This window comes from Micromonospora sp. SCSIO 07396 (assembly GCF_053667945.1).
In genome coordinates this window covers 1,871,597-1,892,318 of record NZ_CM132210.1, presented here as the reverse complement: position 1 = coordinate 1,892,318, position 20,722 = coordinate 1,871,597, and the positions used below count along the sequence as shown (strand labels likewise).

Here is a 20,722-nt window from a genome sequence, read left to right as displayed (position 1 = left end):
TCAGCCCCCGATCGCCCGGAAGTAGTCGTACACGTGCAGGACGGCGAGCCCGATCGGCAGCAGCGCCACCGCCGCCGCGGTCAGCGTGAGATCACCGACCCGCCCCCAGTACGGCGTCACCCGTCGCCCGGCGAGGCTGCGCCCGGCCAGCAGCAACGCCGGCACGGCGACCGGCAGCACCGCCAACGCCAGCACCCGCGCCAGCGGTCCCGCCCCGGCCAGGGCGTCCACGGCGACCGCGACGAGCCCGACCAGCGCCGGCACCGCCTGGGTCAGCCGGTGCCAGGCGCTGGTCATCGGTCGGGCGTTGAGCGACCAGACCAGTGCGGCCAGCAGCACCAGGGTCACCTCCGCCCACCCCGCCCGGTGGGCCACCGGCAGCAGCGCCACGGCGGTGGCCGCCGCCAGGCCGGCATACAGGGCGGTCATCAGCCGGTCGACGGCCCGCGCCCGGTCCATCAGCGGGCCGGCGGGTTCCGGGTCGATGTCCTCCTGGAGGTGCTCGGGTCGGGTCGGCAGCGGGGCGAGGCACATCCCGGCCAGCCGGAACGCGACCAGGGGCACGGTCAGCACCAGGGCGGTCGCGGCCAGCGCGACCACCGCCCCGGCCTGCGGCCCGGTCAGCCCGCCGAGAGTGGCGGCGGCCCCGCCGAGCACCCCCAGCAGCAGCGCGACGGAGCCGGCGACGAACAGCGGGGTGGCCGCGCCGAGCAGGCCGGCGGCGAGCACCGCCACCGCCGCCCCGGTGGCGGTCCCACCGAGCACCTGCGGCCCGGTCATCCCCGCGCCGAGCGCCCCGCCGTCGCCGGGCAGCACCAGCCCGGCCAGGCCGGCATAGCCGGTCGCGGCGACGGCCAGCAGCACGCCGGACGCCCGCTCGGCGGCGGCCCGGACCACGGCGGCCCCGCCGCCCAGCGCCACCGCCGCCACCGCCAGCGCCGCCACCGCCCGCAGCGGCACCGGGCCGGGCAGCGCCAGGGCCACCAGCCCGACGGCGAACAGCAGCCCGGCCAGCCCCAGCACCACCGGGCGGACCAGCTCGGGACGCCACCGGCCGGGGCGGTCCCGCACCCCGGTCGCCATCCCGTCGACGAGGTCGTCGAAGTCGACCTCGGGCAACTGGTCGGCGCGCGGACGCAGGTACACCAGGTCGCCGTCGTGCAGGTCGAGCGCTGCGACGCTGCTCTCCTCGTCCAGCGGGGCCGAACCGGCCCGTTGCAGGACCCAACCGCCGTGGCTCAGCCCGGTGTCGGCCAACCCGTCGCCGAGGTGGTGCAGCAGCGCCGGCAGCAGGTCGGCCACGACCACCCCGACCGGCACGGCGACTTCGATCTGCCGGCTCGGTCCGCGTACGACCAGCCGGCACATCTGCTCGGTCTCGGTGCCTGTCACGGCCCCTTCAACGGCAACCGGCCGAGAACGTTCAACGGCCCGGGGGAATTTTCTCCGCCCGCCGACGGACCCCGGCCGGAAACCGGGATCGACCCGGATCGGCCCGTGCTCCGTTGTGGAGGGGGGCCGACGGTCCTGGAGGGGGGCCGACGGCCCGGGTGGAGGGAGACGACCATGGGGACGGTGCTGTTCCGGCGGCCGGCACGGCGCAACGGGCCGGAGATGCCCACCGGGGAGCTGACCCTCCAGGAGCCGCCGGAGCTGAGCGAGCCGCAGCACAACGGCGCCCGGCAGGCGATGATGGTGCTGCCGATGGCGCTGATGACCGGCGTGATGATGCTGATGTTCATGGGCCCGTCGCGGGGCCCGTTGACCTGGGTGATGGCCGGCATGATGGCGGTGGCCATGGGCGGGGTGATGATCGGCTCGGTCATCGCCAGCAGCGGGGAACGCAAGCAGCGTCACGGCGGTGACCGCCGCGACTACCTGCGCTACCTCGCCCAGCACCGCCGTCGGGCCCGCCGGTTCGCCCAGGACCAGCGCGACTCCAGCCTGTGGCGGCACCCCGACCCGGCGTCGCTGTGGTCGCTGGCGATGACCACCCGTCGCTGGGAGCGCCGCCCCACCCACCCGGACTTCCTGGAGATCCGGGTCGGCACCGGCGAGCAGCGGTTGGCGGTCCGGATCGCGCCGATGCAGACCAAACCGGTGGAGGATCTCGAACCGGTCGCCGCGAAGGCACTGCGCCGGTTCATCCGGGCGTACAGCACCCTGCCGGACCAACCGGTGGCGCTGTTCCTGCCGGGCTTCGCCGAGATCCGGGTGACCGGGGACCGGACGGCGGCGCGGGCGCTGCTGCGGGCCCTGCTCACCCAGCTCGGCGCGTTGCACGCGCCGGAGGAGGTGCGGGTGGCGCTCTGTGTCGACCCGGCCGGGTCGGCGGCCTGGGAGTGGGTCAAGTGGCTGCCGCACGCCCAGCACCCCACCGAGCAGGACGCCGCCGGCGCGTCACGGCTGGCCGCCGACGGGATCGAACGCCTCGAACGGCTGCTCGGCGCGGAGTTCACCGGCCGTCCCCGCTATGAGCCGGGCGTCACCCCCGACCGGGAGGAGCCGTACGTGGTGGTGGTCCGCGACGGCGGCCGGGTGCCGGCCGGCCACCGGCTCACCGCCGGCGGCTACCGCAACGCGGTCTTCGTCGACCTGGACGACCCGCCGGTGGCCACCGGCAAGGGCATCCTCAACCTGGAGGTCGCCGACGGCACGCTGACCATGCTCGGGCGGGACCGGGTGGGCCAGGAGACCCGACAGGTGCTCGCCACCCCCGACCTGCTCGGCCCGGCGGCGGCCCGCACCGTCGCCCGGCTGCTGTCGCCCTACCGGCTGGCGGTCAGCACCGAACTGGCCCCCGAACCGATGAAGGCCGACTTCGACCTCGGCACCCTGCTGCGCATCCCCGACCTGGAACGGTTGGAGCTGGCCGCGTTGCGTGACCGGCGCGGGCCGGACGAGCGGCTGCGGGTGCCGATCGGGGTGGACGCCACCGGCGCCCCGGTCGAGCTGGACATCAAGGAGTCCGCGCTGGGCGGCATGGGCCCGCACGGGATGCTGATCGGCGCGACCGGCTCCGGCAAGAGCGAGCTGCTGCGGACGCTGGTGCTGGCGTTGGCCGTCACGCACTCCTCGGAGACGCTCAACCTGGTGCTCGTCGACTTCAAGGGCGGGGCGACCTTCCTCGGCCTGGACCGGCTGCCGCACACCTCGGCGGTGATCACCAACCTGGCCGACGAGGCGTCGCTGGTCGGCCGGATGCGCGACGCCCTGCACGGCGAGCTGGTCCGCCGGCAGGAGCTGCTGCGGGCCGCCGGTGGCTACAGCTCGGTGCTGGAGTACGAGAAGGCCCGGGCCGGCGGCGCCCCGCTCGACCCGCTGCCCACCCTCTTCGTGGTCGTCGACGAGTTCTCCGAGCTGCTCGCCGCACACCGGGACTTCATCGACCTGTTCGTCATGATCGGGCGGCTCGGCCGATCGCTGGCCGTGCACCTGCTGCTGGCCAGCCAACGCGTCGACGACGGCCGGATCGGGCAGTTGGAGTCGCACCTGTCGTACCGGATCGGGTTGCGGACCTTCTCGGCGATGGAGTCCCGCTCGGTGATCGGGGTGCCCGACGCCTACGAGTTGCCGGCCGCCCCGGGCAACGGCTACCTGCGGATGGACGTGTCGACGCTGCTGCGGTTCAAGGCCGCGTACGTCTCCGGGGAGTACCGTCCCCGCCGGGCCCGGGTCCGGCAGGACGTGGTCCAGCGGCAGGTGGTGCCCTACCGGCTGGACCCGGTGGCGGCGGAGCAGCCGACCCCGGCGGTACGGCCCGCCGACGGCCCACCCGCGACCGACCCGGCCGGAGCCGGTACACCGAGCGCCGCAGCGGACACCACGGCGGCCGGGGCCGACACGCCGCCGGTGGACGGGGCGGAGCCGGCCGCGCGCAGCGTGTTCGCGATCGTCGCCGACCAGCTCGTCGACTCCGGCCCGCCGGCCCACCAGGTCTGGCTGCCGCCGCTGGCCGAATCCCCCACCCTGGACAGTCTGCTGCCGGCGCTGACCCCCGACCCCGACCTCGGGCTGGTCGCCGCGGACTGGCCCGGCAACGGCCGGCTGGTCGTCCCGCTCGGGTTCATCGACAAGCCCTACGAGCAGCTGCGCGACCTGCTCACCGTGGACCTGTCCGGGGTGGGTGGGCACATCGGGGTCGCGGGCGGCACCCGCAGCGGCAAAAGCACCCTGATCCGCACCCTGATCTGCGCGCTGGCGCTCACCCACCGTCCCACCGAGGTGCAGTTCTACTGCCTGGACTTCGGCGGCGGCACCCTGGGCACCGTCGCCGGGCTGCCCCACGTGGGCAGCGTCGCCGGCCGGCTCGACACCGACCGGGTCGGCCGGACCGTCGCCGAGGTGACCGGCCTGATCAACCAGCGGGAGCGGCGCTTCACCGAGCAGGGCATCGACAGCATCCAGACCTACCGGCAGTTGCGGGCCGACGGTCGGGTCGCCGACGACCCGTACGGCGACGTGTTCCTGGTGGTCGACGGCTGGTTCACGCTGCGACAGGAGTTCGAGGCGCTGGAGGTGGCGCTGCGGCAGATCGCCGCCCGGGGGCTCAACTTCGGCGTCCACCTGATCGTCAGCGCGGCCCGCTGGTCGGAGGTGCACCACAGCATGCGCGACCAGCTCGGCATCAAACTGGAGCTGCGCCTCGGCGACGCCGTCGACTCCGCCATCGACCTGCGGTTGGCGGCGACCGTGCCACGTGCGCCGGGGCACGGCCTCACCCCGGAGAAGCTGCACTTCCTGGGGGCGCTGCCGCGCATCGACGGGGTGCCCGACCCGGCGAGCACCGCCGAGGGGGCGCGTGAGCTGGCCGGCACGGTCGCCGAGTTCTGGGCCGGGCCGGTGGCGACGCCGGTGCGTACCCTACCGGCGGTGCTGCCCGCCGCCGACCTGCCGCCGGCCGAGGGCGACCTGTGGGTGCCGCTCGGTCTGGACGAGACCGACCTGAAGCCGTACTGGCACGACTTCTCAGAGCTGCCGCACCTGACCGGGCTCGGCGACAGCCAGAGCGGCAAGACCAACCTGCTGCGCCACCTGGCCCGCCTGATCGTCGGCAGGTTCACCCCGGCCGAGGCGCGCATCCTGATCGTCGACTACCGGCGGCAGCTGTTCGACTCGGTGCCGGCCGAGTACCGCCTCGGCTACTCGGTCTCGACCGACTCCACCCGGGAGACGGTCGCCGACGCGGTGGTCGGCCTCAAGGGGCGGCTGCCGGGCAAGGAGATCAGCCCCGAGCAGTTGCGCCGTCGCGACTGGTGGACCGGGCCCCGGTTGTTCGTCCTGGTCGACGACTTCGAGATGCTCGCCGGGCAGGACAACCCCCTGCAACCCCTCATCCCGTACGTTCCGCACGGCGTCGACATCGGGCTGCACATGGTGGTCGTACGGGGCACCGCGAACCTGATGCGGATGTCGATGGATCCGCTGCTGCGTCGCCTTCAGGAGGCCAGCAGCCCGGATCTCGCCCTGTCCTGCCCGCCGACGGAGGGGCCGCTGCTGGGCGGGGTGAAGGGACGGCACCTGCCGCCCGGCCGGGCGATGGTGCTGACCCGGCGCGGACACCGGATGATCCAGACCGGGTACGTCGAGCCCGACCCCGTGCCCGTCGGCTGAGCGTCCGCCCGGCGGCGGGGACGGGCGGGACGGGTCAGCGCCGACGCCGACGCCGCAGGCCGACGGTGAGGGTGACCAGGGTGAGGATCGCCGCCAGCGCGGCGATCGCGCCGGCCGGGCTCCGCTGTTCCACGGTGGTGGCGACACCGGCCGGGGTGGCGTTCACCGCCGCCGCCGGATTGATCATGCCCCAGCCGTGCCACGGGTCGGGTCCGGCCGCCGGTGACGCCGCCCCGTCGGCCGTGGCCGTGATCCGGGCCGCCGCCTCGACCGCGTCCAACCGGGGTGTGCTGGAGCGGACCAGGGCGACCAGCCCGGCGACGAACGCCACGGCGTAGTCCGTGCCGGTGCCCTGCACCTCGCCCGAGCCGACCCCGAGGCCCACCACGTCCACGCCCGGCGCCACCACGTCGACCTCGCCGGGGCGGTGCACCTCGGCCAACCGGTCGTCCGGGCCCACCGCGCCGACCCGCAGCACCCCCGGCGGCAGGGCGGCACCCTGCGCGGCCGTCGCCGGGCGGGCCGCCACCACCACGGTGGTGCCCCGGGTCACCGCCGCGCGCAGCGCCGCGACCACCCGCTTGTCGGTGGTGTCCACCGAACCGCCGACCACGGCCACCCCGGCCCCGGCCGTGCTCGCCATCCGCAGCGCGGTCACCAGCTCGGTCGACTCCGCTGTGCCGGCGGCCATGCCGACGCGGACCGGCAGGACGGTGGCCTCGGGGGCGAGACCCACGAAGTCGGTGCCCCGCTGCCGGGCGGCGGCGGCGATCCCGGCCAGCGCGGTGCCGTGGCCGGTGCAGTCCCGGTCCCCCCGGGCGTCGCCGCCGGCCCCGGCGTCCGCACCGGGACGGACCCGGCCGGCGAGGGCCGGCACGGTGGCGTCCACCCCGGAGTCGATGACCGCGACCGTGACCCCCGCGCCCCGGCCCCGGGTCCAGGCCACCTCCGGGGTCAGCCGCAGCTGCGCCCACGGCACCCCGCCGATCCGCCGGTTCGGGGCCACCGTGCAGACCAGGGCGCTGGCCGGCGGGGTGCTCGGCCGGGGGCGGGGCGTCGCCGTCGGACGGGCCGGGGTGAACGCCGGCAACGGGCCGTAGCTGACGCCCACGCCGACGGCGTCCCAGGGCAGCACCAGGACCCAGCCCCGGCGCAGCACGGCGGGGTCGGTGACCGCGGTGCCGTCCGGTTGGACCCGGCCCTTGTTCAGGGCGAAGATCTCCGGGTACCGCTGCGCGTCGCCGAGGACCCGTAACGCGACCTCCCAGAGGTGGTCGACCCGGCCCTGTTCCGCGCCGACCACCAGGTACTTCACGAAGCCGTTCGGCGCGCTGCCCGGCCGGGCCGGCGCGCCGGTCGGGGGCGAGGGGGCGGGGGCGGCCGTCGCCGACGTCGCCACGGCCGTCGCCGACACCGGGACGGCGAGCCCACCGAGCAGCAGGGCGACCAGTGGACGGGACCAGCGGGTCCGGTGGCGTCCGGTCACCGGAAGCGGGCGGGACAGCGCTACCTCCCAGCGTCGTCGTGGCCCGCCCAGGCTACGGCCTCCTGCGTGGCGGGCCCGGGTCCGGTCGATTGCGATTCGGCCAACCGGACGGGCGGCCGGGCGGACGGCGAAGCCGTACTGAACAGATCGCCGGTCGCCGCCGTTGTAGGCAGCGGCCGGGGAAGGGCTACGCCCCGGTGGAGGATCAAGGAGGCTGACCGTGCGATTCCCGACCACCACCGGCGGGCGACAGGTGATCCGACGGGTCGCCCTCCGGTCCGGGCGGAGCGGCGTCGTCGTCACGACGGCGGCGGTCCTGGCCGCGCTTCTGCTCGCCGCCGCCCACGCCGCGGGTACGGTGCCCGCCGGGGCGACGCCAACCGGCCCGGGGTCCGTCCACCCGGCACCGTCACACGTGGGGTCGGTCGGGACGGGGTCCGCCACCGCGACGCCGCCCGCCACGCACTCCGCCGAGGCGACGCCGGCCGGACGGTACTACGTGGTGGGGCCGCCGGTGGGCGGGCAGCGGGAGTACCTCTACCAGATCGCGGCCACCACCCTCGGCGACGGCAACCGGTACCGGGAGGTCTTCGAGCTGAACCGGGGCCGCCGCCAGCCCGACGGCGGACGGTTGACCGACCCGGCCGAACTACGCCCCGGCTGGGTGCTGGCGCTGCCCCCGGACGCTCGGGGGCCGGGCGTGCGCATCGGGCCGCTGCCCCCGACCGGCGGGAACGACGCCCCACCGGCCACGGCCGACCCGGGGCACACAGGTCGACTGGTCGTCCTGGCCGGACTCGCCGCCGTCGCCCTGCTCGTCGCCACCCTGCTGCGCCGGACGCCCCGACGCCGGCGCACCCGGCGCGGCCGGCCCGCCCGCCCGGCAGACGACGCGGTGTCCCCCGCCCCGCACCAGGCCGCCGGGGCCGACCCGACAGCCGAGATCCCCCCGACGGCCGAGGCCGACCCGACAGCCGACGGGGCCTGCGCCGCCGTGCCGGCCGGCGTCCCGGACCCGGCACGACCCGACCCACCGCGCCGACCGTCCCCCGTGGACCGTCCCGCCCCGGCGGCAGAAGCCGGGGTACGCGCCGACGCGGCGGTACGGCCCGCTGCGGGCCGTACCGTGAATGGTCCCGACGCCGGCCCGGTGCCGCCGGGCGTCGACGGCGACCTCGACACCGAGGTGACCTCGCCGGCCGGCACCCTGGTGGTCCGGGTGCCGGGGGCGGCGGCCGGCGACGGGCCGCCGCACCACGCCTGGCAGATCCCGGCGCAACCCCGACCGTCGATGCGGCTCCCGGTCCGGCTCGGCCACCGGCGGGGCTGGGCGCTCTGGGTCGACCTGGCCGGCACCTCGGACGTGTTCACGGTCACCGGCCCGGTCGAGGCCGCCCGGCACCGGGCCCGGACGATCGCCGAGCAGGTGCACACCGCCGGGCACTCGGTCACCGTGATCGGTGACCTGTTCGGCCCCGACCTGCCCGACGGCTGGGTCCGCCGGGCGGCCTTCCCCACCGGGGAGGCGGACCTGCCCGACGGCACCGGGGTGCTGTGCAGCGCCGCCCTGACCGGCCCCGAGCTGGCCTTCGCCCGCCGGATAACCGCCCTCACCGGGCACCGGCTGGTGCCTGTCGTCGTCGGCCGGGCGTTGCGGGCCCGCTGGTCGGTGACGGTCCGGCCGGGCGTCCCCGCCCGACCCGACCCCGTCGCCGCCGTGGCCCCGACCGGCATGGGCTCGGGTGCCGTCGCACCGGGCGGTGTGGCCCACGGCGACGGGTCCCCTGCGGACAGTGGGACACCGTGACCGGCGGCCGGTTTCCCGACGGCCGGGGTGAACCGTGACCGGCGGCGCGCCGTTGTGGTCCCGGGGTGCCACGTCGGACGGCCCCGCCGGGCCGGGGCGTCCCACCGGCCGATGCCCGCAGGTGACGAGGAGACGGTGGATGAGCCGGTTGCTGGTGTCCTGGACCCGGTCGCTGGGTTGCCTCATGGCGACCTGCGCGCTGCTGCTCGCCCCGCCCGGTGTGGCCCGGGCGGCCCCGGCACCGCCCCCGACGTACGTGAAGTACTACACGGTCTCCGGCGGGTCCGAGGAGGCGGTGACGGACCTGACCGGGGTGGCCGCCCGGTTCCTGGCCGACCCCGACCGGGCCGACGAGGTCTACCGGCTCAACGAGGGACGCCGGCAGCCCGACGGCCGGGCCCTCACCGCCGTCGGGCAGCGGCTGTCCCCCGGTTGGCTGCTGGTGCTGCCCTGGGACGCGTCCGGCGACGAGGTCCGCTACGGTCTGCTGCCGGCGGACACCCCGACGGCGAAGCCCGGCCGGTCCCCCGCCGGTGCGCGCGTTGCGGGCTGTGTCGACGTCGCCTCCGGGGACAGCGCCGGGTCCCCGTGGGTCGACCCGGAGCTGTCCCCGGCGCGCGCCTGGCCGCACAGCACCGGTGCCGGCGCGCTGGTGGCGGTGGTCGACTCCGGCGTCGACGGGGAACTGGCCGCCCTCTCCGGGCGGGTCGCGCCGGGTTCGGACGTCATCACCGGCAAGGCCCGCGCCGACACCGACTGCCTGGGCACCGGCACCGCGATGGCGAGTGTGATCGCGGCGTCCGCCGGCACCGGCTCACCCGGGCCGTCGGTGGTCGGCGTCGCCCCCGAGGCGGCGGTCCTGCCGGTACGGGTCGTCGCCGACGCCACCGACGCCGATCCGCGGCGGACGGCCCTCGGCATCGAGGTCGCCGTGTCGGCGGGCGCGACGGTGGTGGCCCTGGGCGGGTACGCGAAACTCACCGATCCGGCCGTGAGCGAGGCGGTCCGGTCGGCCGTGGCGCATGACGTGGTGGTGGTCGCCCCCGCCACCACCGCCGACGGCACCCCGGCGGCGGCCCAGGAGGGGCTGCTCCGGGTCGCCGGGGTCGGCCCCGACCGTCGGCCCGTCCTGGCGTATCCGGCCGGCGGGGTCGACGTGACCGCGCCGGGCCTGGACGTGCCGACCCTCGGCGTCGGCGCGACCACGCCGCGGTCCCGCACCGGCACCGAGTACGCCGTCGCCTACGTCGCCGGGGTCGCCGCGCTGGTCCGCACGGCGCTGCCCGGGGCGGACGCCGTCCAGGTGGCCCGCCGGATCACCGCCACCGCCGACCCGGGCGTCCGGTCGAGCCCGAGCCCGGAGCACGGCTGGGGCATGGTCGACCCGCTGGCGGCGGTCAGCACCGGCCCGGACGCGGCGGCGGAGCCGGACCACGCCGGCTCCGGCACCTGGCCGGCGCTGCTGGCCGCCGGGCTGGGGCTCCTCCTGCTCACCGCAGTGGGGGTGTTCGTCCGCCGGGCCCGCCGGCTCACCCGCCGGGCGGCCGACGCCGCCGTCCTGCCGGAACCGGTGGAGCCGGCGGTGGCCCGGGGTGTGCTGCCGTGACGGGTGCGGCCGGTCGTCGGCGGGCCGGGGTCGTCGGGACGCTGGTCGCCGTCGCGGTGCTGGTGGGGTCGCCGGCCGGGGCCGCCGACGGGGAACCGCCACCGCTGCCGGCGACGGCGGGGAGCTGCGTCGGGCCGTCCCCGGTGACGGTCCGGGAGACGCCGTGGGCGCTGCGCCTGCTCGCCCCGCAGAGCAGCTGGCCGTTGACCCGGGGGGCCGGGGTGGTGGTCGCCGTCGTGGACAGCGGGGTGAGCGCCGCCGCGCCCGCCCTGGCCGGGGCGGTACGCGCGGGTGCCGACGTCACCGGCGGGCGGGCCGACAGCGACTGCGTCGGTCGGGGCACCGCCCTGGCCGGCATCGTCGCGGCCCGGCCTACCGCCGGCGGGGGCCCCGGCGGGATCGCCCCGGACGCCGAGATCCTGCCGGTGCGGATCACCGATGCGAATCGGCGGATCAGCCCGGCCCGGCTCGCCACCGGCATCCGGCTCGCCACCACCGCCGGGGCGGACGTCATCCTGGTCGCCACCGGGGTCACCACGGCGACCCCCGAGCTGGCCGACGCGGTACGGGCCGCGGTCGACCGGGACGTCCTGGTGGTCGCCGCCGTCACCGACCGGGGCGGGGACGGTGGCGGGGACCCGCCGGTGGGCTACCCGGCCGGGTTTCCGACCGTGCTGGCGGTCAACGCGGTGGGTGCCGACGGTACGGCCGGGCCGGTGGCCGCCGACGCGGGCACCGACCTGGCCGCCCCCGGGGCCGGGCTGGGGATCGCCCCGCGCGGGTCCGGCCACTACCGGGTGGGTGGCGCGGCGGTCGCCGCCGCGTACGTCGCCGGGGTCGCCGCGCTGGTCCGCGCGTACCACCCGGGGTTGTCCCAGGCCGAGGTGCGCGCCCGGCTGGAGCGCACCGCGGTCCCGGGCGGCGGGTCGACCCGGGAGGTCGGCGGCGGGATGCTCGACGCGTACGCGGCGGTCGCCGCGCTCGCGCCCCGGCAGGGCGACCCGCCGGTGCCGGTCGCGGCCGGACCGGTCGTCGTGCCGGTCGCGCCGGGCCCGTCGCGGGCCGTCCGGGTGGCCGGCCTGACCGTCCTCGGCGCGTTCGTGGTGACCCTGCTCGTCGCCGCCGCCACGCTCACCCGTCGGGGCTCCCGCCGGCCCGGGTGAGCTGACGGTGGGCGGGGATCAGTCGGTGCTCTCCGGGGACGCCTGCCGGGTGGCGAAGGCGGTGCGGTGCCAGGCCCGCAGCGCGTCGGCGAACTCGACAGGCGCGTCGGACTGGAGGAAGTGGCCGGCACCGGGAATCTCGACGACCGTCGCGTCGGGCAGTTCCTGCCGCCAGCGGTCCAGTTCCGTCCGCCGGAACGCGATGTCGCGGTCGGCCCAGAGCAGCAGTGCGGGCCGGTCCCGGAGCAGGTGCAGGCAGGACGCGACGTCGGCGAGGAAGGGAACACTGTGGACGATCTCCCGGGGCAGCACCGCTGATGCCTGCCGACGCTCGGGGGTCGCCAGCGCCGCCCGGTAGTGCCGCATCTCGGCGCTGCCGAGGGACCGTCGCCGGTGGCCGGCCGGGATCAGGACGTTGACGAAGAGGTTCGCGCGTCGGATCAACCACCCACCTACCGGTCCGCCCATCAGCGTCGAGAACCGTTCGAAGTGGCGGTCGCCGGTGACCGGCCAGGCCCAGGTGTTGCCGAGCACCGTGCCGGCGAAGCGTTCGGGCAGAAGTTCGCCGACCCGCAGCCCGATCGGGCCGCCCCAGTCCTGAGCGACGAGCACGACGTCGGTCAGGTCGAGGTCGACGACGAACCGCTCGATCACCGCCGCGAGGGATGCGGGACGGCCGTCGAAACCGGCGGGTGCCACGGAGAGCCCGAATCCGGGTAGGTCGGGGGCGACGCAGCGGAAGTCGGCGGCGAGCCGGGTGATGACGTCCCGCCAGACGAACGACCAGGTGGGGTTTCCGTGCAGGAACAGCAGGGTCGGGCCGCTGCCCTCGTCGACGTGGTGGAGGCGGTGGCCGGCGACTCATCGCCGACCGACATCACTACGAACTCCGGGCGGCCCTGCCGGGTATCGCCACGAACCTGCTCAGCACCCGGCTCCAGCACCTCGCCGCCGCCGGCATCGTGCAGCGCTGCGACGAGGCGGGCCGCAAGGCCGTCCGCTACCGGCTCACCGACCTCGGGCAGGGGCTCCGGGGGCCGGTGCACGAACTGGTGCGGTGGGGGGCGACCTTCATGGCGGCCGGCCCCCGGCCCGACGACGTCGTCCAGCCGCAGTGGCTGGGCCTGGCCGTCGAGGCGCTGCTCCCCGCAACCGGGCTGCCCACCGGGGGCGGCATCGGCGTGCACGCGGACGGGCTGGACCTCACCGTCCGGCTGACGCCGGACGGCGTCCACGTGACGCCGGGCCGCGACGACGGGGTCGACGCCACCGTCACCGGGCCCACCGCCGCCGTCCTCGGTCTCTTCGCCGGCGCGCTCCCCCCACGCTCATCCGCTGCCCGAATCGTCGAGATCCACGACCCGCACGGGCTGCTCGCCCGGGTGCTGACCGTCGCGGCGACCGGGACCGCCCGCCCGGGACGACCCGTGCAGACGGGCGCACCCGTCAGGCACGCTCCAGCGGGGTGAGGAACAGTCCCAGCTGGTGCGACGGCGGCTGCCCGTCCGTCGGCACCCGGGCCACCCACCGCGCCAGCACGGCCATCAGCTCACCCTGCAACCGCTTGGCGTCGGCGGCGGTCAGCGACAGCGGGACCCAGTTGAACATCACCGCCGGGTGGCCCGGCGTCAGCAACATCGACGGGTCCCAGTCACCGCCCTGCGCGGCAAGGTCGACCCGGACCCGGTCCTCGTCGTCGCGGTAGAGCCGGACCGCCCAGTCGCCGATGCCGGCCCGCCCGGCCAGCCGGGTCAGCGCCGTCAGGAACGTCTCCCGCATCGGCTCGTCGACCAGGCGGAAGAAGTCCCGCGCGTCACCGTCCGGCAGCACCATCAGCGGCGCCCGGATCTCTGCCGGCGCCCGGTAGACGGTCACCGCCCGGCCGGCGCGGGCCCGGGTGTCGACGGCCCGCAGCAGCCCGGCCCGCAGCATCGCCTGCACCCGGTACGCCGCCTGTTCCACCGGCAGCCCGATCTCCCGGGCGGCCTCGGCCACGCTGCGGCTGCGTCCCAGGAACGGTTCGAGGAACCGCCGCTTCGCCGGCTGGAGCACGATCCGCGCCGCCCGGACGTCAGCCACCGTGACCGTGTCGGGGCTACTCGAAAAAGGGCCTGTCATCTCGAGGAGGGTATACGCGAGCGTGACGGCCATGACCCCTTCCCTGTCCTGGCCCCGCGTCGTCGCCCTGCACCTGGTGCCGGGACTGGCCGGCCTGGCGGTCTTCGTCGCCGTCGCCCCGGTCCTGGCGGCGGCCGACCTGCCGCCGGTCTGGGCGATGTACGCGGCGGTGCTGCTGGTGCTCGCCCCGCTGGAGCTGTATCTCGTACACCGGTTGCGACGTGACCGTGACGAGCCCGACACCCGCTGGCCACGGCCGGGTCGGCTGGCCCGGCTGCTGGCCCCGACGCTCGCCGTCGCGGCGCTGGCACCGGGTCTGGTGCAGTGGCTGGAGCCGCAACTGCACGACCTGGTCCCCCTGCCGTCCTGGTGGCGACTGGACCCGGTGGTGGCCGGTGCCGGTCGCCCGGGTTGGCAGACCGCCGTCACGGTCACCGGCTGGCTGGTCTGCTTCGTCGTGGTCGGTCCGGTCGTCGAGGAGCTGTACTTCCGGGGCGTGCTCCTGCACCGCCTGCCCACCAGCCGGCCGGCGCTCGCCGGTGCGGTGCTGTTCGCGCTCTACCACCTGTGGCAGCCGTACGCCTGGCTGACGGTGGCGGTCTTCGCGCTGCCGCTCGCGGTCGTCGCCCGACGCCCGCGCGGCCTGGTCGTCGCGATGTCCACCCACGTGCTGGTCAACCTGGTGGCCTTCGTGGTGCTCGCCGTGGGGGCGCTGCACCGTTGACCGGCGGCCGGGGTCACGCCGGGCCGTGGGGTGGGGCGGTGGCCGGTAGGATCGGCCGGTGGACCTGGATGCCGTGGCCGCCCGGCTCGGGGTGCCCGTCGAGGAGGTCGAGCGGGTGCACCGGCTCGCCGGTGACCGGCCGTCGGCCCCGTTACCCACCCGCGCCGACGCACCCGCCCTCCTCGACCGGCTGGCGGTACCGCCGGACGACGCCGCCGAGATCATGGCCGGCTGGCCGGACCGCGACTCTCCCCTGTGGACGTCGGAGCTGCGCTGGCTGCTCGACCGCTCGACCGCCCTGGTCCGCGCCGACCTCGGCGGGCACGAGTGGCTGTCGCCCGGCCCGGAGCTGCCCCGCGACCGGGGTCCCGCCTGGCGTCACCTCTACGTGTGCGCCTACCTGGCCCTGGTCGACGTGGTCCGCGGATACCACCGCGAGCACGGCATCGCCGCCGGCGTCTCCTGGGCGACCCTCGCCGACCTGGGTCGTAACCTGGCGATCGACCGGCGGATGCGCGGCGAGGGCTGGCCGGTCATGCAGAGCTGGCTGACCCTGCACGTCCGGGGCGGCCTCTACGAGCTGGGCCGGCTCCAGCACGAGCGGTCCGGCACCGCCATCGGCCTGCACGTCCCCGACGCCGGGCCGCTGAGCCCGGAGGCGGTCGACGCGTCCCTCGACGAGGCCCGCGAGTTCTTCCCCCGGCACTTCCCCGACGAGCACCACACCGCGTTCTCCTGCGGCTCCTGGCTGCTCGACCCCCAGCTGCGCGAATATCTCCCCGAGGATTCCAACATCATCCGGTTCCAGCGCCGGTTCGAACTGCTCCCGTACGTGCCGGCCGACGGGCCCGACGCCGACGTCGAGGTGCGCCGGTTCGCCTTCCGTACACTCAGCACGCCGCTCGACCGGCTGCCCCGGCGGACCGTGCTGCAACGCGCGATCATCGACCACTTGGCGGCCGGCGGTCACTGGCACTGGCGACACGGGCGGTTCCCGCTCTAGGGTCGGCTCGCCCCTGCCGGCGGTGGCCCGTCGGGTTCGTCGTCGGGCCGGGGCCGCGCCAGCCGGCCGGCGATCCGTTCCAGGGCGGCGAGGTCCTGCGGGGCAAGCCGGTCGACGAGGTGCCGCCGTACCGACTCGACGTGCACCGGCGCGGCGTCGCGCAGGGCGGCCATCCCCGGCGCGGTCAGCACGAGCAGGCAGCCCCGCCCGTCGGCCGGGTCGGGGGAGCGGCGCAGCAGTCCGCGTGCCTCCATTCGGCTGGCGTGCCGGGACAGCCGGCTGCGGGACCAGCCCATCTTGTCGGCCTGCACGCCGAGGGTGCTGGTCTGCGCGGGCTGTTCCGACAGGGTGCTCAGCACCTCGTAGTCGGCCTCGGACAGGCCGATCGCCGCCAGGTCGTGCGCGGTGCCGGTCTGGACGGCGACCATCACGCGTCGCAGGGCCCGCCAGGCCCGTTCCTCGGCGGGCGTCAGCCACCGCACCGACCCCGACTTTGTTGACATGTAATCAATCTAGCACCTAGCCTTCGTTTCCATGTCAACGAAACCGCTCCGCGTCCTGGCACTGACCTGCGCCACCCGTCCCGGCGCGCTCGGTCCCGCCGTGAGCCGGTGGCTGCTCGACGCGGTCACCGGCCGGGCGGCGGCACTCGACGTCGAGGTGGTGCCGGTGGCGCTCGGCGACCTGGACCTGCCGTTCCTCGACGAGGAGGAGTCCCCGTCGTCGGGCGTCCACCGGCACGACCACACCCGCCGATGGAGCGCGACAGTCGACGCGGCCGACGGCTTCATCGCCGTCACCCCGGAGTACAACCACGGGATGCCGGCGACGCTGAAGAACGCGCTGGACTACCTCGGCGGCGAGTGGGCGTGGAAGCCGATCGGTTTCGTCAGCTACGGCCACACCTCGGCCGGCACCCGGGCCGTCGAGCACGCCAAGCAGGTGGTGACCGCCCTGCGCATGGTCCCGACGGGCAGCACGGTCGCCGTGCGCATCGGCGACGCCGTCCACGACGGCCGGCTGCGGCCCGACGCCGACCGCGACGCGGCCGGTGCCGCCCTGCTGGACGAGGTGGTCCGGCTCGCCCACGCCCTGCGGCCGATGCGCGAGCGCGACCGGGCCACCCCCGGCCCGCTGCCCGGGTCCTACGCCCGGCGGCTGACCGGCGACGACGCGCCCGAGGTGACCATGCTGCAACGGTGCTGCTGGACGGAGGAGGCGCTGGTCAACGAGACACTGGCCATCCCGCCGCTGCACGAGTCGGTGCAGGAGGTGGGCCAGTGGCTGGCGGACTGGCACACCACCGGCCTCTGGCGCGACGGACGGCTGCTGGGCATGGTGCGGACCCGCACCGACGGCACCGAATGCCACCTGGGACGGCTCGCCGTCGTACCCGACCTGCGCGGGCGGGGGGTGGGCCGGTGGCTGTTGCGGGCCGCCGAGGTCGCCGCCGGACCGGGGTGCCGCCGCATCGAACTGTTCACCGGGGCCAGGAGCCTGCGCAACATCGCGCTCTACCGGAGCGTCGGCTACCGGCCGTTGTCACCGGCCGGCCCGGATGGCACCATCCACCTGGCGAAGCACCTGCCCGACACCGCACGCTGACCGGCCCGCCGACCCACGCCGGGCTCAGGTCGGCGTGCCGGCCGGCTCGGAGACGTGCGCGGTGACGATCCGCCAGCCGACGGGCAGGCGTACCCAGGTCTGGGTCTGCCGACCGGTGGCGGCGGCGCCGGGGTAGCCGAACCGGGTGGTCACCACCGCGAGGTCCGGGCCGAACGTGGTGACCACCGGATCGACCAGCCGGCGGCCGGGCGGCAACGCCGGTTGGGCGGCCCGCCACGTGCGCTGTTCGTCCCAGCCGTACTGGTGGTCGGCGAGGCCGAACCGCACGGTCCGGTCGGACTGCCAGAAGTAGCCGCAGATCCGGTCCGCGTCGCCGTCGACCAGCGCCTGTTCGTAGCCGGCGAAGGCCGCCGTGACCTCGGCGACCACCTCCGCCCGGTCGATCTCCATGTGGTGCGTCCCTTTCCACCGTCGGATGGGCGGCCTGTTGACCCGGTCGGTGGTCGGGGTGGGGGGTCACCGACCACCGACCGGGCCGGTCGGTTCAGCCGTTGACCGCCGACGTCGGCCGGGTGCCGTCGGCCGGACCGCCCGGGGCGGGCGGGGCGGTGGCGGTGGCCGGGGCGGTGGAGACGGCCGGGGCGGGCGGCTCGTGCCGGCGGTCCAGTTCGGCCTCGTCCGGGTCGGGGACGCGGGGCGCGGGCCGACCCAACGCGAAGACCGCACAGATCGCCGCGACGAAGAGGTAGCCGAGCGCCACCGGGCCGTTGGCGTTCCACTCGATCTTCTCACCGTGGATCAGCCCGACGAACGACAGCAGCGCACCGACCCCGGCGAAGACCGCCGCCCGGACGAACCGTTTGTCGATGATGAAGACCACCACCGCGCCGAGCACCAGGCCGGCGAGGATCGCCCCCTGGCCGAGCACGAGCAACCCGTCGTAGACCACCCCGGCGCCGTTGAGCGCCTCGTCGCCCACCGTGGCGGCGGTGGTGCCGGCCGCCGCCAGGGTGTTGTCGATCTGGCTGGTGGCCCAGGCCGCGATGTTCGGGATGAGCGCGGCGACCACGGCGGCGGCGTGCGCCCTCGGCGTCGCCTGGAACGCCTGCGCGCCGATCAGCAGCCCGATGTAGAGCAGGATCGGCACGATGGCCGCCGTCGGGAAGATCGTCGCGAGCAGGCCGAACATGCCCAGGAAGCACAGCACCGCGATCACCACGCCGGTCGCCATCGAGTAGCCGGTGCGGCCACCGGCCGCCTTCCAGCCCGGGTGTCCGACGTAGACGGCGGGCGGGAACGGCGAACCGAGAGCCGCGCCGATCACCGCGCCCGCCCCGTCGGCGAGCAGGACGCTGCGCAGGTTGTAGTGGTCACCGGCGGTCGCCGCGCTCTCCACGTTGGACATGCCCTCGGTGAAGTTGTAGACCCCGAGCGGGATCGCCGTGGCCAGCAGCGGCGCCATGTCGCCCAGACCGGTGAGCAGCAGGTCCAGCTTGAACGAGGGTACGGCGACCGCGACATCCCGGGCGGCGGCGGTGACGTCCGGCACCGACATCGCCCCACCGGCCCAGCCGATCGCCGTGCCGACCAGCAGCGCGGCGAGCCCGATCGGAAACTGGAAGGGCAGCTTCACGTCGGTGAGCAGACCGATCAGCAGCAGCGCGAACACCGGCAACGCCACCCACGCCGTGCGCCACATCTGCCCAGCCGGATTCATCGAGATGAAGGTGACGGAGATCCCGGCCAGGGTGCCGAGCAGGGCGGCCCGGGGCGCGTACCGGCGGATGTACGGGCCGACGAACGCGCCGATCAGCACGATCACGCCGATGATGAAGGCCCACGCCAGGCCGGCCTCCCAGGCCCGCACCGGGTCCCTGGTACGCAGGTAGATCGGCAGCATGATGACGAAGATGACGATGAACATGTGCGGCACGCTCGGCCCGTACGGCAGGGCGGTCACGTCGGTGCGCTGTTCCCGGCGGGCCAGCCGCCGCGCCAGCAGGGTGTAGTAGACGTTCCCGGCCACCAGGGCGATGCCCAGCGCCGGCAGGATCGTGCCGAACACCTCCCCCTCGGGGAGGTTCACCACGGCGACGCAGAGCCCGGTCAGGGTGAGCACGTTGACCAGGACGTTGACGCCGAAACCGAAGAACGCGTTGGTATCGCCGCGGACCCAGAACGGCAGGGCGACGGCGGGGGGCTTGGTGGGGACCATGGCTGCTCCCGGTCAGGAGGAGGGGTGCGACACGGAGGTGGTGGCGAGCGCGGCGCGTACCTGTGGGGAGTCGGCGACCCACCCGAAGATCCCGCCCTGGGCGGCGATCATGTCGAGTCCGACCCGGTGGAACTCGGGGAAGTACGACCCGACGCAGTCGGCGAGCACGAGGCACTCGTACCCGCGGTCGTTGGCCTCCCGGACGGTGGTGTGCACGCACACCTCGGTGGTGACCCCGGTGACCAGGAGGCTGCGGATGCCCCGCGCGTGCAGCAGGGCGTCCAGGTCGGTGGCGTGGAAGGCACCCTTGCCGGGCTTGTCGACGACCGGCTCGCCGGGCAGCGGCGTCAGCTCGTCGATGATGTCGTGGCCGTACTCGCCCCGGACGAGGATGCGGCCGTTGGGGCCGGGGTCGCCGATGCGCCGGCTCGGCGCGCCCCGGTGCAGCTTGGCCGGCGGGCAGTCGGACAGGTCGGGCAGGTGCCCCTCACGGGTGTGCACGACGGTGAGGCCGGCGGCGCGGACGTCGGCCAGCAGCGCCGCGAGCGGCGCGATGGTCCGGCGGAGCTGACCGACGTCGTTGCCCAGGCTCTCCCCGAAGCCGCCGGGCTCCAGGAAGTCGCGCTGCATGTCGATGACCAGCAGCGCCGTGCTGGCCGGCTCGAAGGAGTACGGGGTGGGCCGCGCCGCGGCGACTGTCGACATGGGGATTCCTCACCTCACCGTGGCGGCGATGACGTCGTCGGCGGTGGCGACGCAGCCGAAGACGCCGCCCTGCATGGTCACCATGTGCAGGGCCGCCTCGTGGTTGCCCTTGTCGGTCGCGCCCGTGCAGTCGGACAGGATCAGGCACTCGAAGCCCCGGTCGTTGGCCTCCCGCATGGTGGTGTGCACGCAGACGTCGGTGGTGATGCCGGTGAGGATCAGGTGGGTGATGCCCCGGGTCCGCAGCACCAGGTCAAGGTTGGTGGCGTAGAACGCGCCCTTGCCCGGCTTGTCGACAATCACCTCGCCGGCCACCGGGGCGACCTCCGGGACGATCTCCCAGCCGGGTTCGCCCCGGACCAGGATCCGCCCGGCCGGTCCGGCGGCGCCGATCTCGGCACCGATGCGGGCCGAGCGCCAACGCTTGTTCGCCGGCAGGTCGGACAGGTCCGGTTGGTGGCCCTCCCGGGTATGCACGACCAGCATCCCCAGCGACCGGGCGTGCGCCAGCAGCCGGGCGGTGGCCGGCAGTCCGGCCCGGGTCAGTCCGATGTCGTAGCCCATCGCGTCGACGTAGCCGCCCGGCCCGCAGAAGTCGGTCTGCCAGTCGATGCAGAGCAACGCGGTCCGCGTGGTGTCCACCGTGCCGTCGTACGGCCACGGGTAGGGGTTGGCCGGTACCGGCCCGATGCTGCCCATCCTCGCTCCCTGTCGTC

At 75.6% G+C, this 20,722-nt stretch carries 17 protein-coding genes; 8 read left to right on the top strand and 9 right to left on the bottom strand.

The annotated features are described in order from the left end of the window. Window positions 1-1,392 (bottom strand): type VII secretion integral membrane protein EccD, encoded by a 1,392-nt coding sequence (eccD, locus tag ACWCHM_RS08190; RefSeq protein ID WP_454221924.1) that lies wholly within the window; start codon window positions 1,390-1,392, stop codon window positions 1-3. A gap of 174 nt (window positions 1,393-1,566) precedes the next feature. Between eccD and eccCa the strand changes: the two genes are divergently transcribed. Beyond that, the gene (gene eccCa / locus ACWCHM_RS08185; RefSeq protein ID WP_454221923.1) at window positions 1,567-5,613 is read left to right on the top strand and encodes a type VII secretion protein EccCa; all 4,047 of its coding nucleotides are present in this window, start codon (window positions 1,567-1,569) and stop codon (window positions 5,611-5,613) included. 34 nt (window positions 5,614-5,647) lie between these two features. On the opposite strand, the gene ACWCHM_RS08180 is transcribed toward eccCa, so the two are convergent. Then, a complete protein-coding gene (locus ACWCHM_RS08180) occupies window positions 5,648-7,099 on the bottom strand; it encodes a S8 family serine peptidase (RefSeq protein ID WP_454221922.1) in 1,452 nt (483 codons plus the stop codon). Between the two features lie 220 nt (window positions 7,100-7,319). On the opposite strand from ACWCHM_RS08180, the gene ACWCHM_RS08175 reads away from it, so the two are divergent. The 3 genes from ACWCHM_RS08175 to ACWCHM_RS08165 all read left to right on the top strand — a co-directional run bounded on the left by ACWCHM_RS08175 (window position 7,320) and on the right by ACWCHM_RS08165 (window position 11,675). Then, complete coding sequence (locus tag ACWCHM_RS08175) at window positions 7,320-8,906, top strand: hypothetical protein (protein ID WP_454221921.1); 1,587 nt, start codon at window positions 7,320-7,322, stop codon at window positions 8,904-8,906. A 139-nt stretch (window positions 8,907-9,045) separates the two neighbouring features. Continuing rightward, window positions 9,046-10,512 carry a S8 family serine peptidase gene (locus ACWCHM_RS08170; RefSeq protein ID WP_454221920.1) on the top strand — a complete coding sequence of 489 codons (1,467 nt, stop codon included), beginning with the start codon at window positions 9,046-9,048 and terminating at the stop codon, window positions 10,510-10,512. Further along, the gene (locus ACWCHM_RS08165) at window positions 10,509-11,675 is read left to right on the top strand and encodes a S8 family serine peptidase (RefSeq protein ID WP_454221919.1); all 1,167 of its coding nucleotides are present in this window, start codon (window positions 10,509-10,511) and stop codon (window positions 11,673-11,675) included. Before ACWCHM_RS08170 ends, ACWCHM_RS08165 begins: the two co-directional genes overlap by 4 nt. Window positions 11,676-11,693: 18 nt before the next feature. Here the strand turns inward: ACWCHM_RS08165 and ACWCHM_RS08160 are convergent, their stop codons facing one another. Then, on the bottom strand, window positions 11,694-12,485 hold the full coding sequence (locus tag ACWCHM_RS08160) for an alpha/beta fold hydrolase (protein WP_454223041.1): 792 nt from the start codon (window positions 12,483-12,485) through the stop codon (window positions 11,694-11,696). Between the two features lie 53 nt (window positions 12,486-12,538). On the opposite strand from ACWCHM_RS08160, the gene ACWCHM_RS08155 reads away from it, so the two are divergent. Then, window positions 12,539-13,144 (top strand): winged helix-turn-helix transcriptional regulator, encoded by a 606-nt coding sequence (locus ACWCHM_RS08155; RefSeq protein WP_454223040.1) that lies wholly within the window; start codon window positions 12,539-12,541, stop codon window positions 13,142-13,144. Here ACWCHM_RS08155 and ACWCHM_RS08150 read toward each other — a convergent pair. After that, window positions 13,122-13,754: a hypothetical protein gene (locus ACWCHM_RS08150; protein WP_454221918.1), complete on the bottom strand. Its 633-nt coding sequence runs from the start codon at window positions 13,752-13,754 to the stop codon at window positions 13,122-13,124. The two genes, ACWCHM_RS08155 and ACWCHM_RS08150, sit on opposite strands and share 23 nt — an antisense overlap. A gap of 70 nt (window positions 13,755-13,824) precedes the next feature. On the opposite strand from ACWCHM_RS08150, the gene ACWCHM_RS08145 reads away from it, so the two are divergent. Next, on the top strand, window positions 13,825-14,517 hold the full coding sequence (locus tag ACWCHM_RS08145; protein WP_454221917.1) for a CPBP family intramembrane glutamic endopeptidase: 693 nt from the start codon (window positions 13,825-13,827) through the stop codon (window positions 14,515-14,517). Between the two features lie 58 nt (window positions 14,518-14,575). Then, entirely contained in the window at window positions 14,576-15,520 is a 945-nt protein-coding gene (locus tag ACWCHM_RS08140) for an acyltransferase domain-containing protein (RefSeq protein WP_454221916.1), read from the top strand. Here ACWCHM_RS08140 and ACWCHM_RS08135 read toward each other — a convergent pair. Continuing rightward, on the bottom strand, window positions 15,517-16,023 hold the full coding sequence (locus ACWCHM_RS08135; protein ID WP_454221915.1) for a MarR family winged helix-turn-helix transcriptional regulator: 507 nt from the start codon (window positions 16,021-16,023) through the stop codon (window positions 15,517-15,519). The two genes, ACWCHM_RS08140 and ACWCHM_RS08135, sit on opposite strands and share 4 nt — an antisense overlap. 31 nt (window positions 16,024-16,054) lie before the next feature. Between ACWCHM_RS08135 and ACWCHM_RS08130 the strand changes: the two genes are divergently transcribed. After that, complete coding sequence (locus tag ACWCHM_RS08130) at window positions 16,055-17,125, top strand: GNAT family N-acetyltransferase (protein ID WP_454221914.1); 1,071 nt, start codon at window positions 16,055-16,057, stop codon at window positions 17,123-17,125. Window positions 17,126-17,149: 24 nt separating this feature from the next. Here ACWCHM_RS08130 and ACWCHM_RS08125 read toward each other — a convergent pair whose 3' ends face one another. From ACWCHM_RS08125 to biuH, 4 genes are all read right to left on the bottom strand, one after another. Continuing rightward, window positions 17,150-17,536 carry an AtzH-like domain-containing protein gene (locus ACWCHM_RS08125; RefSeq protein WP_088644361.1) on the bottom strand — a complete coding sequence of 129 codons (387 nt, stop codon included), beginning with the start codon at window positions 17,534-17,536 and terminating at the stop codon, window positions 17,150-17,152. 94 nt (window positions 17,537-17,630) lie between these two features. Continuing rightward, window positions 17,631-19,301 carry a regulator gene (locus ACWCHM_RS08120; protein WP_454221913.1) on the bottom strand — a complete coding sequence of 557 codons (1,671 nt, stop codon included), beginning with the start codon at window positions 19,299-19,301 and terminating at the stop codon, window positions 17,631-17,633. A 12-nt stretch (window positions 19,302-19,313) separates the two neighbouring features. Continuing rightward, on the bottom strand, window positions 19,314-20,006 hold the full coding sequence (locus ACWCHM_RS08115) for a cysteine hydrolase family protein (protein ID WP_281896391.1): 693 nt from the start codon (window positions 20,004-20,006) through the stop codon (window positions 19,314-19,316). Between the two features lie 9 nt (window positions 20,007-20,015). Then, the gene (biuH, locus tag ACWCHM_RS08110) at window positions 20,016-20,705 is read right to left on the bottom strand and encodes a biuret amidohydrolase (protein ID WP_454221912.1); all 690 of its coding nucleotides are present in this window, start codon (window positions 20,703-20,705) and stop codon (window positions 20,016-20,018) included. Window positions 20,706-20,722: the final 17 nt, after the last annotated feature.